The sequence below is a fragment of the Actinoplanes flavus genome, from assembly GCF_017592555.1.
Taxonomy (GTDB): domain Bacteria; phylum Actinomycetota; class Actinomycetes; order Mycobacteriales; family Micromonosporaceae; genus Actinoplanes; species Actinoplanes flavus.
Window position 1 is genome coordinate 57,811 of the sequence record NZ_JAGFNS010000023.1, and the last position, 16,640, is coordinate 74,450.

Consider the following 16,640-nt stretch of genomic DNA (forward strand, 5'->3'; position numbering starts at 1 on the left):
GTTCGGTTCCATCAGCAATCAGCCGGGTGGTGTCGGCTGCCGAATTCGTTGAGGCATGATCGGGCCCCTGAGCTGGGATGCCTCAACCTCGGTGGCAGGGTTTGGTCGTCGAATCTGCCAGTGAAGCTGAGGCAAACCGGGGTGCGGGGTCGCGCTCCGGACGCGTGGATATCTGTTGGCGGTGCTGCCGCTCTGGGTGCAAGGCTGCCAGCGTGCTTGCAGTGAGAAGGTTTCTCGCCGCGGACGTGCCGATGCTGTGGGCGTTGAACGCGCTGCCGAACATCGGCGAGACTGCGGATCCGTCGGTGCCTGTTCCTTTGCAGCCGGCGGCCGTGCCGCCAGCCGGCTTTCCTGATCTTGGTGATATCGAGGCGAGCTTTGTCGCACTCGGCGGCGACTTCCTCGTGGCGGCGTTGGATGGTCATGTCGTGGGCATGGGCGGCTTTCGGCCAGGCCCGGATGCTCGTGCCGACATTCTGCGGGTTCGAGTGCATCCGGCGACACGACGTCGCGGGATTGGCCGGGCCCTCATGACTGAGTTGGAGCGGCGCGCAGTCCGTGCGAGCCTGCGGTCGGCGTTCCTGGACACCGCGACCAATCAACCGGAGGCCATGGCGTTCTATCAGGGCCTGGGATATCGCGAAGTCGGCCGTGAGAGCCAGCCGGACTGGACGTGGACCTTGGTGTATTACCTCAAGGAACTGGTCCCGTGATCGGTGTTTCGCACCTGCCGTAGCCGGACGCCTCATGAATCGACCTCGCACAACTCGCGGCGGACATCGTCGGCACCGGACACGCTCTTGGCCAGCAAACGGCAACCGACCGTGCATACCAACTGTTGCAGGCCTCGCCGCCCGAGGCATCACGCTTCGTCGTGGGGCTGGCCGGGATGTGGTGCACCCACGCCGCGACGGTCCCGGACACCTTCAACCCGAGCATCTCCGCCTGGCGTCGCTCACGATCAGCCGCGCTTCGCCCTTTGGTGTCCCGCCTGATCGTCGACCTTCGCGAATAGACGCCAGCACGCACGAATCCCCGCTAATGCCGTACCAAAATCACCCTGGTGGTCACGTCACGTGACGATGCAGGTCAGCGAAAGAGTGAATACAGATCACTTGATTACCGGTCTCTGCCAGTGTTGTACCCCTGGACCGCTCTGCTGACCGAATAGCCGTCATGTACGCGTGCGAGGCGGCCCGCCATCCATGCGGCTACGAGATCGTTTCCCTGCCACCGCGCTCCTGACCTGGTGATGCGGCGGTTGTCTGTTGCTCCCGGTCGTGGGCGCGAGGCCAGCGTCCCACTGCGGGTACAGGGCCGCCTTGTCGGTCACTCCAAAGGTAGGGGGCACCCGGAAGGGGAGTCAGTTGCGGCGGCTGGCGCGGCGGGCGCCGAGCAGGAAGGCGGGGTCGCGGTCGAGGTTGTGCCGGTCGCGGTCGTAGCGGCGGGTGGTGCGGGGGTCGGCGTGTCCCATGGCGTCTTGGACGTCTTCGAGGGCGACGCCGGCTTCGCGGGCGCCGGTGGCGAAGGCGTGTCGTAGTGAGTGTGGGGAGAGCCGGTCGGCGGCGCCGATGCCAGCCACGCGGGCCAGGCGGCGGATGGTCAGGAAGACGTTGGGTTCGGCGAGGCGCCCGTCGCCGGTGCGGCCGCTGGTCGCGAACAGCGGCCCGGTGAGTCGGGCTGTGTTGGTGCCGGCGGCAGTGGCGCGGGCGTTGAGGTAGTCGTCGAGGGCCTGCAGGGTGTGCGGGGGCAGGGGTCGTTCCCGGGCGAGGCCGCCTTTGCCGACGAAGCGCAGGGTGCGGTGTCCGGCGTTGTGGCTGAGGTCGTCGAGGTTGCGGTCGAGGGCTTCGCTGATGCGCAGGCCGAGGTCGGCGAGTAGCCGTAGCAGGGCCTGGTCGCGGAGGGCGGCGAGGTGGTGGGCGCGGCCGGTAGCAGTGCGCTTGGCGGCTGCGGCGCGGGTGGTGACTTGGGCTGCTGCGGCGGCGAGTAGTGCGTCGACCTCGTCGAGGGTGAGTCCGGCGGTGGTGGAGGTGTGCCGGTTGACCGGGGGCCGTTTGACGGTGGCGGCCGGGTTGCGGGTGACGGCGCCGTCGGTGTTGGTGACCAGGTGGGCGTACCAGCTCGAGATGGACGATAGCGCGCGGGCGACAGTGGTGGGCGCGGCCGGTTTGCCGGTGCTGCTGGACTGCTCCCGCCAGGCTTTGAACTGGCCGAGGTCGGTGGGGCGGGCGGTGAGCGGGTCGAGGCGTTCCCGCTCACACCAGTGCAGGTAGGTGTCCAGGTCGCGGCCGTGGGCTTTCTCGGTGTGCACGGATTCGGCTTCCAAGAGCCAGGCGACGGTGAGTCGGCGGGGGCTGTATCGGCTGCCGTCGTCGGCTGGCAGCGCGGGCATGCCGGCCACGAGCGACGCGATCCGGGTGACTCGAGCGGCCAGTCCCCCGCCGGCGGCGGCCGGGGTAGGCACGGGCAGCCCGGCGGGGTTGTCCGGGGCCGGGTTTGCGGGTGTGGCGGTCATGGCTCGTCCGATCGGTCGCAGGAGGACTGTCCATAGGATAAGGGTGATTATCCTATGAGTCCAATCGGTCGCATTACTGGATTATCGGTATTGATAATCCAGTAATGCCGGCGCAGGATGGTCCACGGAGTCCCGGTCTCATGGGCCCGCGCGACATAGCAAGCCCACCTGAACGGCCGCTTCCGCCGCCGCCAAGGTGTCAATCGGAGAGTCATCGCGGAGCGAAGAGGGATTGCGGCGTTCCGGGGCCGGAGCCGCCGTAGCGTGGATGGTCATGAGTAACCCGGTATTCGTACTGGGGGTGCTGGGTTCTCAGAAGCCGCCGACACCATTGACACCAGTTCGGACCCACCAGGAAGGATCGAGGACGCGCTACTACGGGACGCCGGCCACCGGGTGTACCCGGCGATCCCATCCCGCATTGGCGGCGAGACGATGGGCAGCTGTCGTTGCTAGACGGTCCGCTCCCTTGACACTCTGCTCAGTGCAGTGGAGACGCGTCGTGGCTCCCACTGGACTGAGCGCGCGGCCTGCGTCTGCGGCTTCTGTCAGAACGATCCTCCTGGGATTTTGGCGGTGCGCATATTCCGGCGGACGGCTCGTGTCGACCGCGTCGCGCCGAGCACCACCGAGCTGGACAACCTGAAATCGACCGAGGAACCCGCCACGGAAGGACTGCTGGGCCGCCTCATCTATGCCAGCCTTCCGGCGGAACGATCCGAGAAGTCGCGAGTCTTCCTCGCCAATGCCGGGATCGGCTTCGAGATCGGACCGCGGGGCCCGATGTACCAGCGCTGGTCGACCGCCTACCGTGCTACCCCGACGTAGAGGCGAGTCGCTGATGATCCAGTGGCCGTTTCCGCGCCGCCGTTGTCGTCTGGCTGCAACGGCTACCCGCGCTGTTGCTGCCGCGGATCGTCACTGCAGGCCGGCCGCAAGGCCTCCACCGAGATCCGAACGTCACGAACCGTGGCTGTTCACCGATGCGGTCACCGGAGCCCTCGCCAGCCTCCTCAAGGGCTGGATCATCACCTCACCCTTCGGCGTCACCGTCTGCGGGCACCCCCGTGCGTCGCGAACCGGGCAGCGGCTACCCGCACTGCGGTCAGACGATCATGGCCGGTGTCCGTGTTCGCCCGCACCCACAGAGCGCGCAGCCTGCTCCCTCCGCCGGCGCCTCACTCCCCTGTCTGCGGCCGGTCGACGACGCCGACGTGACCGGCCGGGTCAGCGAACTCGCCCGGACCAGCCCAGGTGCGGTGCGGCGAGGGGGTTCGGCTGTTGTCGAGGCGCAGGTCGCTCGGACGTAAGCGCGGACGCCGGTGAGTATTTCGCTGCGCACCGTGTGGGAGGTGACGGGCGCGGAGCGGGCTTTTCGTCCTGATGCCTTAGTGCGTCACGGTGACGGACTGTGCAGCGATTCGATGGCACTTCCACTCGCCGGCCTCGCACTAAAACAGCCTACGAACAGGGGATATACGCAAAAACCATAGGTTATACGGTTTCGGACGGTTGCCGGTCGTGGCCTGGCTCACCTTGGCCGGAACTGTCGTACCAGCCGTTTATGCTTCGGGGCGCTCCGCCGCCTGACCGACGATCCCGGCGTCAACCTGTTTGCCGGTCCGGGTGGTCTGCCTGCTGCGGCCGGAGCACAGAAACAGGCGAACGCAAGGGGGCGGCAGGTGCGGTCAGAACAGCCTGACGAGGAACGCGAGGGGTCAGGCCCCGACCTGTGGCAGCTCGCCGGGTTGCCCGGCGGCCTGATCGAGGCGTCGTATCTGACCGGGAAGTTCGCCGCGCAGTATCAGGTCATCGTGTCGGTGCTGCTGGATCAGCAGCAGCACACGCTGACCGGCGTGGCAGCTGCTGACATGCCCGACCTGCTGCGTGCTCACCTGACTGACCGTGGTGTAGATCCGAACCTCGTCGACGAGGCGGGGTTCGACCTCAAAGACCGGATGACGAGCCTCGAACGGTGGAACGTCATCCATCGTTTCCAGGATCGGGCGTTACGTGACGCGGACTTCGTCCGCGACCTGGACCGGTATCAGCTGACAGAGACCGCGGCGCAGTTGCACCGGGCGGTGACCGGCCTCGGGGACGACCTCGCCGCCGGCGCTGCGGCAACGCTCGCGCCGGGGGTGCTGACCGCGAACCTGGCCGTGCTGGCCGAGTCGGTCACGACGGATCCGGCTGCGGCCGCGTCCGCGTGGGCAATCATCGAGAACACCCACCAGGCGATGGCACGTGCCGCAGCCGGCTGGCAGGCCCGCCTGGCCGGGGCTCTGGCAGGTACGCCGACGTCGGAGAAGATCGCCGTGGTGCAGGAGACCCTGAGCCGTTACGTCGACATGTGGGGCGCCGGCGTCGACACGCATTCCGAGTCAATCACCAGGCAGGTCGCAACACTGACCGGGCTGGCGGACAGCGTGTGGCGGCGCATCGCCGTGCACAACCTCGGAGCCAGCGCCGACGACACGGCGATCACCGAGCTCGGCGGTTCGTACCGGCGGACGTTGGACACGCTGCGGGCGTGGTTCGACGGCCCGCAGTGCCAGGCCCGCAAACTGCGGCGGCAGATGCGGAACACGATCCAGCCGCTACTGCGTGGTCAGCGGACCCTGGCCGCAGTCGGTGGTCACGTGTCCCGCCGTGCGGAACTGCTGGCGCTGGCCGGCCGGCTGGAAGCATCCGACGACGACGCCACGGCGTGGCAGCTGTGGTGCACCGCGACCGGTTTGTACTCGGCGGTACACCTGCCCGGCACGACCAAGGCCCCGGCGGGTAACCCGTCCGCGTCGAGTTTCTGGGACGCCGACCCGGTCCAGGTTGAGGCACGGCTTCGCAAACACGGACCGAAAGCAACAACAGGCACGGCGTCACGAATCCCGGACCACCGCGACAACCGCAAAGCCGCCCGGGAACGTAACCGGCAACAGCAGCAGGAGACCGCCCGCACCGAGGCAGCGGTTGTCGCCCGGTCTGGACTGCTGCTGTCGCAATGGACCGAGGTCACCGACCCTGAGCTGGAGATGCTGCTGATGCTGCTGTCGACCGTGTCCACCGCCCGCCCGAATGCCGCCGGTGTTCGGGAGGTCGTTACCGGCGACGGCAGATGGCACATCCGCAGCGAACCGATCCCGAACGCCGGGTCCGCGGTCGTGAAAGTGTCGTCGGGTCGTCTCGTGCACCCGGAGGTGCGGCTGCACATCAGCGTCGCCGGGGTGCCCGCATGAGCGCGGCGTCGGAGTCGCAGCGTGCCTTCGTCGGCCTGCTCGCACAGCCGCTGGTGACCGCGGCAACGGACACGTCGCTGTACCGCAAGGTGCTGGGCAACATGCAGCGGGTCACCGACCATGCGCGCCGGTCCGGGTACCGGGTTCAGCGTCTCGGCCGTGCGGTTCGCCTGATCCGGGTGCCGGTCGCCGGCACGGTCGCGTTACCGCCACGGCCGCAGCACGCGCCGGGCCGGCGGCTGCTGGCGTTGATCTGCTGCCTTGCTGCCTGTTGTGAGGACGTGAACGGCACCATCACCTTGCAGCGGCTGTCGGACATGGTCCGTGATCTCTCGGCGACGCCGGGTGTGCAGGTCACCGGGTACGACCCAGACGACCGTAGCCAGCGGCGAATGCTCCGCGCGGCAGCGGAGTACCTCGACACCCTGGGTGTCCTGCGGCGGCGGACCAGCGACGACCGGCTTCTCGACGACTGGATCGAAGGCGGCGACGGACCCGGCGCCGGATACGAGGTCGACAAGGACGCGCTGCTGCTGATGACCAGCCCGGACACGGTCGCTCTGGCGCTGAACCCGGAACCCGCGGACCCGGAGATGATCGCCGCATCCCGCACGATGCGGCAGCTGCGGGCGCTGCTGGAAACCCCGGCGGTGCTGTACGCCGACCTTGACGACGGTGGCGCGGACCTTTTACGCCGCCAGCGTGGCCTGCGCGCACAGGACCTCGCCCTGATGACCGGAGGCACGGTCGAGGCCCGCACGGAAGGGCTGGTGCTGATCCTGCCAGACGACGACGGCCGGATCCCGCCGACGGTGATCGACTGGCCACGCGCGAAAGCCGCGGACTGGGTCGCGTTGCTGCTGGCCGACGACGCCGGCCGGGAAGGGACCCGGCAGCCGGACGGCACCGTCGTCCTGACCAGCACGCAGGTGGATAACCTGGCCGACTATCTGCTGCGAGAACGCGGCGACTACATGAACAAGACACAGAAGTCCGTGCCGGGAACGGTCCGCGCGGACGCGGAAACGAAACTGACCGGGCTCGGGCTGCTGACCGTCACGGCGGACGGCGGCTGGATCCTGTCGCCGGTCGCCGGCCGGTACCGCGATCCCGGCGTCACGTACAACACTGCGGGGGACCTCACCTGATGTCTGCTTTCCATCCGGCGCAGCCGGGCCCGGACATGACCGACGAGCTCCTCGCGCAGTGGCGTGACGCAGTGTCATCCGGGACGCTGCCTGTCCCGGGCCGCGAGCGGTGGGCGCCGCTGCGGGCCGGGGTCGTGAACATGTGGGAGTTCGACGTCGCGGAGTACTGGTGGGCGGACGGCTGGGCGCAGCTGACCGGGCAGAACCAGTCGGGTAAGTCGACGCTGATGACGTTGACGACGCTGATCATGCTGCAGGGCGAGATCCGCGCGCATCTGATCGACACGTTCGGTGAGTCCGGTAAGAAGTTCCGGTACTACGTCGAGCCGACCGGTGGGCCGAAAGACCGGCGGGACACGACATCGTCGACGAACCGGGGCTGGATCTGGGTTGAGTTCGGCCGGCGGCGCCCCGACGACACCGTCGAGTACTTCACTCTCCTGTTGTACGCGCAGGCGAAACGCAGTGTGCAGGACCTGACGACGGCGTGGCTGACCTGCCACGGCCCCGAACGGGTCCGTGACGGCCTGGACCTGATCGCCGGGCAGTCGGTCCACGAACCGAAACATCTCACCGGTGTTGACGGGGTCATTGAACACAAGAGCGGAAAGGTGTACGCCGCGTACATCGCGCAGCAGCTGTTCGGTATCGACGACCCGGAGCGGTACAAGACCGTCCTGACGATGCTGCGGTCGCTGCGGACCCCGAACCTCGGCAAAGTCCTGGACGCGGACTTCTTCACTGGACAGATCCGGGCGGCGCTGCCGGCGCTGGATCGTGACGAGGTCGCTGAACTTGCCGGCAGCTGGCAGCAGGTCGAGCAGCTCGGTGAGGACCGCGACCAGGCCGACAACGCCCGCACCGCGATCACCGGCTACGTGAGCCGGTCGTGGCGGCCGTGGGCGGATGCGACGATCCGGCTGTACGCCGACCGGCTCCTTGATGCCGAGGGTGCCTGCGCCGGCGCGGACGACACCGTCACGGCCGCGAATGCTGTCCTGGATCAGGCCCGCAAGGATCTGAATGCCGAATCCGAGCGGACCACGACCCTGATCACCGCCCGGGATCACGCGCAGGGCCAGCACAACGAGCTGCTGCAATCAGCGGCGTACCGTGACGCCACAAACCGGGCAGCGAACGCCCGCAGCAAACGCGCCGCTGCGGACACCGCCACCCGCCACGCCGCCGACGCCGCCCGGGCGTTGTCCGATGCGCAAGCCGATCACAACCGTGCGCAGGCCAGCATGAGCGACGCGGAGCGCCTTCTTGGTGGTGTCCGTGACGCGGTGACCGCGTCCGTCGACCACACCGTCACCCTCGCCGCCGCTGCGGGTCTCGGTGACGCCGCGGCGGGCTGGGCCCGCGACGGCGACGTTGACCGGCTTGACGCAGCCGTCGCCGACCGCCGCCGCCGGATCGTGACCCTACGAGGACTGCTGGGCGCCGCGAGCACCGCGGACAGTAAATGGCAGGCCGCGGAGTCGGTCGCGGTGGAACGCGAGGCGGAGTACAACACCCGCCGTGATGCCGCCACCCAAGCGCTTGAAGACCTGACCGATGCGCTGCAGTCCCTGTCCGACGGTGTCGAGCAGTGGGCCGACACCCTCGGCGCGGATGCGCCACCGATCGCTGCCCGGGAACGGTGGCTGCAGGACGTCACCCGCGAGGCGAACTCCGCCCGACCCCGGCAGGTCCTGTCCGGTCTGATCACCGCTGACTGGCTCGATCCCGCCGTTGCGCCGCTGACCGACCAACTGTCGCACGCCCGCACCGAAGCCGCGGCCGCCCGGGTCCGAGCGAAAGCCGCCGACGACGCCGCGGACCAGCGGGAGAAGGACACCGACCCGTCCGCTCCCGCACCGGTCGGCTGGTCGCGCCGTGACCGGCCGCAGCAGACCGGTGACGGCGCACCGCTGTGGCGGCTCCTCGACCCGGTCGACGGCCTCGACAACCACGTCCTGGACCACGTCGAAGCGGCCCTGTTCGCCGCCGGGATCCTTGACGCGTGGGTCACCGCCGACGGGATGTGGCAGCCCGGCCGTGACGGCGACGACCTCGTCGCGATCCTCCCAGCGGCCGCCGCTGGTGCCACGCTCACCGATGTTCTGCAGCCGGCAGCGGACGCCGGCACGCTGAACGACGCCGTCGTCCGAATCCTCACCGGGATCGGGTACACCACCAGCGGCGAGCACACCGCAGGGTTCTCCGTCGCAGCGGACGGTGGTTTCCGGACCCCGGTCGTTCACGGCCGGGCCGGGCGGGCGCCGCACGGCGCGGAACTGATCGGCACGGCCGCCCGAGCCGCGCGCCGGGCCCGTGACATCGCCGACCTGCGCGCCGCCGCCGCCGCCGAACGGCACACCGCGGAAACCTTCGACCACACTGTCACCGAAACCACCGCGCTCATCGCCGGGCTGCGTGATGCGGCCCGGCAGGCCCCGTCCGACGCGGACACCGCCGCTGCCGGTTCCGCTCTCACCACGGCGAACACCGAACGTGACAAGGCCCAGCAGCGACACGTCGCATCCGCAGCTGCTGCCCGCCAGCTGCGGACCGCCGTCGACGACGCAAACCGGGAAGTGATCCGGTTCGCCACCGAACATCACCTGCCGTCACAGCCGGCGCAGGTGGAGAAGACCGCCGCCGCCGTCGACGAAGCAGCGACCGCCGTCTCGGGACTTCGGCTCGCGCTCGCGGAGCGCACCGCGGGTGAAGCAGCCGCCGCCGCGTCGATCACGGCGGCGGAACAGGCCACCGGCCGCCTCACCGACGCCCAAGAAAACGCCCGGACTCTTGCTGCCGAAGCAGCCCTTGCCGTCGCCGCGGCGGACGAGGCCGACAAGTCGATCGACCTGTCGGACAAGGAAATCTTCGAACGGGAGCAGAAACTCACCACCGAAGTCGGCGACCTGAACAAGTCGATCACGAACAGCAACGAGGAAGGTAAACGCCTGTCACGTGCCGCCGCGGCGGCGGAGAAAGACGCGCAGCAGGCCGAGGCAGATCAGACCAAAGCCCGCAACCGCAGAGTCACCGCCGCCGAGCAGTGGTGGATTCCCGTCGACGCCGGTCTCACCGAAGCCCGGAACCTGCCCACCGGCGAGACCCGTGACCTGACTGCCGCGCTCGAGCAGGCCCGCACCGCTCAGTCGCTGAAACCCGCCGGGTGGCCGGCCAGCAGCGGCGACAAGGAGCAGAAAGTCAGTACGCTGCTGTCGAAGGTTGTCGGCACACCGGTGACCCAGCTGCAGGCGGTACTCGAAGCGTCCGGTGGCCGGTCCGTGTCGGTGATCGAAGCCGACGACGTCCGGCCATTGCCTCAGGTCGTCATGACCGTCGACGCGTCCGGGCAGCAGCTCAGCCCCGCCGCCGCGATCGGTCACCTCGACGACCTCGTCGCCGAGCTGACCGCCAGCCACGATACGAAACTCAACGCGATGTACACCGAGCTGCTGTCGTCGACGTTCATCGACCATCTCTCCGACCGGCTCCGCGCTGTCATCGACCTGCTGAACCAGGTCAACACCGTCCTGGGACGCCATCCGACCGGCGCGGACAAGATGACCCTGCGGCTGCGCCGGCATCCCGCCGCCGGGAACACCGCGGGGTTCAAGATCCTCAAAGCGATCGAGGACGGCGTGATTGCCTCCGACAGCGCCCAGGAGCAGATCCGGCTGTTCCTCGCCGACCGCCTGCAGCAGGCCCACGACCTGCCCGCCACCGACGCGGAACCCGGCGAGGACGAGTGGGTCAAACGCGTCGCGATGCTGCTGGACTACCGCACCTGGTTCGACGTCGTCTGCGAGTTCCGGGTCGCGAAGGACTCCGGGGACCCGACCCGGTGGCTGCCGCTGACCAAGCAGGAACACACCGTCGACTCCGGTGGCGGTAAAGCCGTCACGCTGCTGCAGCCGCTGCTGGCCACCCTTGTCACCCTGTACTCCGAATCGGCGGCCTCACCACGGCCGTTGTGGCTCGACGAAGCGTTCGTGGGTGTCGACCTGAAGAACCAGGCCACGATGATGCGCATGCTCGTCGACTTCGACCTCGACCTGCTCGTCGCCGGCCCGGCAACGCTGGTCGCGTCCGCGCACGTTCCCGCCGCCGCGATTTGGCACGTCGCCCGCGCACCGGAGCCGCTGCCCGGCGTCGACCTGGCCCTGACATTATGGGCCGGGCAGACGCTGCAGATCGTGCCCGTCGCCGACGTCGCCGCGAAAGTCATGCAGGCACCGAAACCAACATTCGGTGACTACGACGGCCCGGACCTGTTCTCCACCGTCAGCCCCAGCGACAGCGAAACCAGCAACGCCGGCGAGGAGCAGCAGTGAACACCACCCTCGACACGTGGGCGAAACTTCCCGGCCCGGCGAAAGTCCTCGCCGCCGCCCGGCTGCTGTACGAGAACGGCCGAACCGGACCCCGCGTCACCGTCCGCGTCGACCTGGACACCATCCAACGGCATCAGGTCGCCAAACTCCTCGGCATGGCCTGGGACACCACCGGTGACCACGTCCGCCTCGGAGCCCTCGACACGAAACTGAAGCAGGCCGGAACCAGTCTCGCAGACCTCCTCGTCGCCATCGGCGGGCCGCTCCGGGACCGCCCCGCAGAGAAAGCCGTGGCTGCCGAAGCTGCCCGCACCGCCGTGGACGACGCCTACCGGCAGCTAACCGACGCCGGTGTTCCCACCCACGCTGTCCGCCTGGCACGTGACCGCCGCTGGCTCGACAAAGCAGGCCTGCCGATCCCCGGCCGCGCCGCAGCTTTGGCCCGGCTGTGGCAGACCCTTCCCGCCGCCGGCCGGCCACTGCCCGAACTCGCAAACCAGCTGTTCGGCGACCCGCACGCCCTCGACCGCGACGCGGATCTCGGCCGTGCCGCCGCCCGCCTCCTCGCCGCCGCCGCCGACCCCACGAACGGCAGCGCTGCAGCCGATCAGGCGTTGACCGCGGGGCAATGGCGGACGGTATGGGCAGGCCACGGCGTCGCCTGCGACGAAGTGTCGTCCACCGTCCTGGTCCTGAACCTGCCCCTGGACGGGCCCTCCCCGGCCGCGGTCATCGCAACCGCTGCTGCCGACTGCGGCGAACCGGTGTGGCTGACCGCCCGCTCACTGCGTGGCCCTGTTCGACCGCTGTCACCCGACCAGGCCGTCCGAGTCTGCGAGAACCCCGCGATCGTCGAAACAGCAGCCGCCCGGTACGGCTCGAACAGCCAGCCGCTCATCTGCATCTACGGGCGCCCGTCCGTCGCCGCGTGGACGCTGCTGCACGCCCTCGCCGCCGCCGGAACCCGTCTGCTGGTCACTGCCGACCGCGACACCGCCGGCCGACAGTTCCTCACCGAAATGCTCGCCCTGCCAACCGCTGAGGAGTGGCTGCCCGACGCGGACGGAACATACGAGGAAGCACGCCTCGACCAGCTCGTCGGCGACGTCGCGCATCCGGCACCATCTACCGCGGCAGCGGCGCCTTCCACCGGCAGGCAGCGCTGAACACGCCCCGCACAAGCAGCTCGGCCACGGCAAGGCAAGCTCCAGGTCACCGGTAAGGACCTTCAGCATGCAGTCGCGGCACAGGATCGTGTCGTCGACATGCGAGCCAGCTTTCGAGCCGCGTCGTCGGTTCGGTGGTTCGGCGATCCTCAACTCGCGACGCATCATCCCCGACTGCCGGAGCCCCCACCATGAGCCGGCTGCACCAGCGGGAGTTCTGGGCAAACCACCGATATCGTGATCGTGTGACGACGGAAGATGTACCCAACGTGTAGCAGCCGGTGAACGCCGACGTCGCTTACGTCAGCCAGCGACTTCCGGCGCTGCAGGCAACTGTCCGCCCAGGGAAGATCTCTATCTGCGGATCGGCTGGGACCGTTTCAAGGCCGGGGCGTACCGATGAGCCGGTACGCCCCGGCGCCCTCCGACGGCCCCGACCTTGTTGGCTCCACCCAGGTCTGCCGGGACGGCGGCAGTCACGCCTTCCTTCTGGACACCGACGTACACCACCACGACACGCAACACCACGCATCGGTATGCCTCCCCGACCCGATGGGGGCCTGCTCGACCTGTGGGTGTGACGGCCGCTCCGGGCGAGCCTGTCAGACCGACGCGGGCACTAGACGCCAGTCCCGTACGGACCTGCCGCCGACAAAGCGCCACTCCGTCCGGCACTGGTCGCAGGTGATCCACACGTCGTGCTCTTCGATGATGCTTCCGTAGCCGCAGGGGCACCGGTACTCGCCTCGGCCGTTCCGGCCGCCGCTGATCCGCTCGGTACGAACGGGTGCCGCCGACGGTTCCGTCCTGATCCACTCCGCGATCGCGGTCACCACGGCGTCGTAGGCCTCGGACGAGTGTGAGATCTCGTGAAAGATCGCCAGAAGCTCGTCCGGGGTACGGGCGACGCGGTGGTCACTGTCGCGCACTCCCGCGGCGTAGTCGCCCGCGAGATCGCCGATGACGTCGTCACGGCCGACCTGCCCGATCAGCCAGTCGTGGAACGGCGCTGCCACGGCCACCGGAACCGGCCGTTCCCAGCCGTCGGTGAGGTACTCGTCCGCTGCCGCCCGTGCTAGCGCTTCCTGCAGGTAGGAGTATCCGGCGGGGCGGTGGTGGTAGGCCCTCGGCCGGTTCCACCCCCGGCCGGTCATCCGGCGCACATAGTCGTGCTCGCGTTCCGGCACCCCGATCAGCAGGTTCGGCCCCTCGCCGTCGGGGTCGATGATCGAAAGTCCCAGCGCTGCCGCCGCCCAGATCAGGCGGCCGTTGGACACGTAGGAGCAGTACGGGCTGAGAAACTCCTCCACGGTGTGCTTCAAGGAGTAGCTACCCACTTCGGGTGCCACCGTGTCCGGGAGCGGCGTGAACATCCGCAGCATGTCGGTGACGAGAGCCAGTTCGATAAAGGCGTTCTCTCCGCGGAGACGCCACGGCGCCACCGCGGAGAGGAACCCGTTCTCGTCAAGCCGGGGCTCACCCCCGCGCGCGCCGACCAGCGGGTGATCTTCGAGGGTGGCGATCAGGTGTCGGGCGCTGACCCGTTCCCCGAGGAGACCTTGAGCCAGCGGGGACTGCATCTGCCGTAGTGCGGCGGTGTAGTTCGTCCCGGTGAAAGCCGCCCATGCGCGCGCATCCTTTTGGAGCTCGCGATGGTAGGTGTGGTGATCGGAGGTCATCTCAACTCTGCTCCGGACTGTGCAACCCACGCCTGCCAGCCCTGTGCCACGAGAGAGATCTCTATCCGACAGGTATTGCGCTCTGGATCGGCCACCGTTGTCCTCGGCGTCTTCGTCGCGTGGGGACGTAGACTCGGAGAAGGGCAGTCCATGCTGCCGCGCTGAAGTCTAGCAGCAGGCGTCCTGGTGCGACGACCGCGGCCGCCGAGCGGCTCGGAGGACCGCTCAGGCGGCGGTGGCGGCGCGGCTAGGCAGGCATCGCCACCCAGTTCAAGGCGCAAACCATCGTGTGGATCTTTCTCGGGTGACCGGTATGCCGTGTCGGAGTGGCCACTCGCGAGACCGGTCGAGTCGACGGTCCAGTTGAGCGCCGGAGGCCCGCTGGGTGCAGTGTGCCTTCTTCAAGCCGCTGCTCTGACGCTGGCGAGGTTACGTGCCCAGTTCAGGGCGGTGTGCATGTGCTCCGGGCGAAGGCCGGTGTGCGGATCGGGTTCGACCAGCAGAGTTGCCGCCGTGCCCGCGGTGCGTTCAGCGGCCCACTGATGGTCGAGCGGGGTGAAGTCGTCGTCGATCCACACGACGGGGGCGCCACCGAGCCAGCCTGCGACGTGGTCGCGTTTCCACAGATAGCCGTCGGGGTGGCTGGTGGTGATAGGCAGGCGGGGCAGTTCGATGTGTTCAAAGGCCGGCAGTCCGAGCAGCGGTCCGATCTGGCGCGGGGCGTCGATGCGCCAACTCGTGCACCATGCCGGCCGGACCAGGCCGGTGTTGATGACGTCGGTGATCAGCGGGCCGTGGTCGGGGTTGAGCCAGACCCAGATCGGTTCGGGGTAGCCGGTCATACGGACCTGATGGTGCCGGTGTGTGGAGGGGGTGGACTTGTCTTCGGCGGGGAACGGGATGAGGACACCGTCAATGTCCAGCAGCAGGTAGGGAATCTGGTGCATCACGCCTTCTCCCAACATTGGTCAGAGTTTGCGTGCCGTAATCAGCAGGGTGGTGGGCCATCGGGCATCGGCAGGGGCATGGAGGTGGTAAACACCGGAAACCGTCAGTCCGGCCTGGTTCAGGGCGCTGGTCCATGCGACCGGTGCCATGTCCCAGTGCTCGATGAGGTGGGTACGGCCGTCCTGGAGGGTCGCGGTGTCACGGGTGCGCGGGTAGGCCGGGATGGCGCCGGTCCGCTGCGGGTGCGGCAGGCAGAACGCCAGGATCCCGTGGTGGGTGAGGCTGCGAGCGCACGCGGAAAGTAGCCGGGTTGGTTCGCTAGTGCCGATCGCGCCGAAGACCGAGAAGATCACATCGAGGCCCTGCGAGGCGCGTGTGAGGTACGGCAGTGCATCAGCGTGCCGGAACTGGGCTCCGGTGTGCCCGTAGTGGGCGACGGCTCGGCGGATCTGCCCGGCTGAGCGGTCCACGCCGACGACGGCGGCGCCGGCTGCGGTGAGGTGGGCGGTGTTGTGGCCGGCACCGCAGCCGAGTTCCACGATGCGGCGGCCGGTGAGGTCCTCGCCGATGATCTCCGTTCCGGGACCGATGCCGGGCCGCTGGGTCCATTCCATTCTCGGCGGCGGGTCCAGCGGGATCACCGGACCTTGGGTGAGCCGGGCGGCGGCATGAGCGTCCCAGAATGTCGCGGTCACGGTTCGAGCAGGTGCACGGCCGTCCGCAGGTGACGGCGGACGACGTCGATGTAGACCCCGTCCTGGGAGGGGTCGTTGATCCAGCGCAGCGCTTGCTCCATGAACCATTCGACAGCCCAGACCCGGTGCCATCCCAGCGCCCAGGCTTGCGGGGTGAGACCACCGCGCTCGTTCAGGGCATCCGGATGGCCGCCGGCGGCGACATACGCCTCGATGAAGCGGCGGACCCGGCCGGGATCGGCGTCGTCGACGGTGCCGTGCCAGGAGACGAGGTCGAGCAGGCCGGGACCGGTGAACGCGCGGGCGAAGTCGAGCAGGCACCAGCCGTCGGCGCTGATGTGCAGGCTGGTGGGGTGGAACTCCGAGTGCACCCAGCCCCACGGTGCGATGGTGGCGCCTTCGGCCCGTTTTGCGGCCCCGGTGGCGAGGGCCTCCAGCATGGCGGCGATGTCGTCGGTGCCAACTGTCCACCGGCCCTTGTCGCGGAGCCGGTTCAGGTGCTCGCGGGCCAGGACCGGCAGAACGGTGAGGGCCTCGGCGTCGAGTTCGGGCAGATCGACAGCGGGGGTGGCCTGGTGCAGGGCGATGGCGGCGATGATGCCGTCCTGCTCGGTCGCGTCCCGGACGGGCTCGCCGAGGTCTTCGATGACCATGCCCAGGAGGTCGTCCCGCACGATGGCACCGATGACGGCAGGCACCGGGATCCCGGCAGCGGCGGCCGCGTGCAGCACCTGGTCCTCGGTGGTGAACGGTGGGGAAGCGAACTTGTAGATGGCGGTGGTGTTGTCGGGGAAGGTGAGCCGTTCCACGCCTGACAGTGACCACACCCGGATCGGGTCGCGGCGCGGTTCGGGCAGGTCGGTGCCGGTGCAGATGTCGGTGAGCAGGGCGGTGATGAGCTGGGTGTCCACGGGCAGACTCC

General features: G+C 68.8%; 11 protein-coding genes. 6 read left to right on the top strand and 5 right to left on the bottom strand.

The features are described 5' to 3' along the window. The first annotated feature begins 221 nt into the window (after positions 1-221). The gene (locus J5X75_RS29975; protein WP_307798344.1) at positions 222-713 is read left to right on the top strand and encodes a GNAT family N-acetyltransferase; all 492 of its coding nucleotides are present in this window, start codon (positions 222-224) and stop codon (positions 711-713) included. Positions 714-1,363: 650 nt separating this feature from the next. Here the strand turns inward: J5X75_RS29975 and J5X75_RS29980 are convergent. Beyond that, entirely contained in the window at positions 1,364-2,515 is a 1,152-nt protein-coding gene (locus J5X75_RS29980; RefSeq protein WP_238489867.1) for a tyrosine-type recombinase/integrase, read from the bottom strand. A 489-nt stretch (positions 2,516-3,004) separates the two neighbouring features. Between J5X75_RS29980 and J5X75_RS29985 the strand changes: the two genes are divergently transcribed. The 5 genes from J5X75_RS29985 to J5X75_RS30005 all read left to right on the top strand — a co-directional run bounded on the left by J5X75_RS29985 (position 3,005) and on the right by J5X75_RS30005 (position 12,396). Next, complete coding sequence (locus tag J5X75_RS29985; RefSeq protein WP_208470889.1) at positions 3,005-3,343, top strand: hypothetical protein; 339 nt, start codon at positions 3,005-3,007, stop codon at positions 3,341-3,343. 854 nt (positions 3,344-4,197) lie between these two features. After that, positions 4,198-5,751, top strand: coding sequence for a DUF2397 domain-containing protein (locus J5X75_RS29990; RefSeq protein ID WP_208470890.1), 1,554 nt, complete (start codon positions 4,198-4,200; stop codon positions 5,749-5,751). Continuing rightward, complete coding sequence (locus J5X75_RS29995; protein ID WP_208470891.1) at positions 5,748-6,899, top strand: TIGR02678 family protein; 1,152 nt, start codon at positions 5,748-5,750, stop codon at positions 6,897-6,899. Before J5X75_RS29990 ends, J5X75_RS29995 begins: the two co-directional genes overlap by 4 nt. Next, entirely contained in the window at positions 6,899-11,230 is a 4,332-nt protein-coding gene (locus tag J5X75_RS30000) for an SbcC/MukB-like Walker B domain-containing protein (RefSeq protein WP_208470892.1), read from the top strand. Before J5X75_RS29995 ends, J5X75_RS30000 begins: the two co-directional genes overlap by 1 nt. Beyond that, positions 11,227-12,396 carry a TIGR02679 domain-containing protein gene (locus J5X75_RS30005; RefSeq protein WP_208470893.1) on the top strand — a complete coding sequence of 390 codons (1,170 nt, stop codon included), beginning with the start codon at positions 11,227-11,229 and terminating at the stop codon, positions 12,394-12,396. Before J5X75_RS30000 ends, J5X75_RS30005 begins: the two co-directional genes overlap by 4 nt. Before the next feature lie 602 nt (positions 12,397-12,998). On the opposite strand, the gene J5X75_RS30010 is transcribed toward J5X75_RS30005, so the two are convergent. From J5X75_RS30010 to J5X75_RS30025, 4 genes are all read right to left on the bottom strand, one after another. Continuing rightward, positions 12,999-13,976 (bottom strand): hypothetical protein, encoded by a 978-nt coding sequence (locus J5X75_RS30010; RefSeq protein WP_208470894.1) that lies wholly within the window; start codon positions 13,974-13,976, stop codon positions 12,999-13,001. 500 nt (positions 13,977-14,476) lie between these two features. Further along, positions 14,477-15,022: an HAD domain-containing protein gene (locus J5X75_RS30015; protein ID WP_208470895.1), complete on the bottom strand. Its 546-nt coding sequence runs from the start codon at positions 15,020-15,022 to the stop codon at positions 14,477-14,479. A 21-nt stretch (positions 15,023-15,043) separates the two neighbouring features. Continuing rightward, positions 15,044-15,718 (bottom strand): class I SAM-dependent methyltransferase, encoded by a 675-nt coding sequence (locus J5X75_RS30020; protein ID WP_208470896.1) that lies wholly within the window; start codon positions 15,716-15,718, stop codon positions 15,044-15,046. After that, positions 15,715-16,629 (bottom strand): phosphotransferase family protein, encoded by a 915-nt coding sequence (locus J5X75_RS30025; RefSeq protein WP_208470897.1) that lies wholly within the window; start codon positions 16,627-16,629, stop codon positions 15,715-15,717. Before J5X75_RS30025 ends, J5X75_RS30020 begins: the two co-directional genes overlap by 4 nt. Positions 16,630-16,640 lie beyond the last annotated feature (11 nt).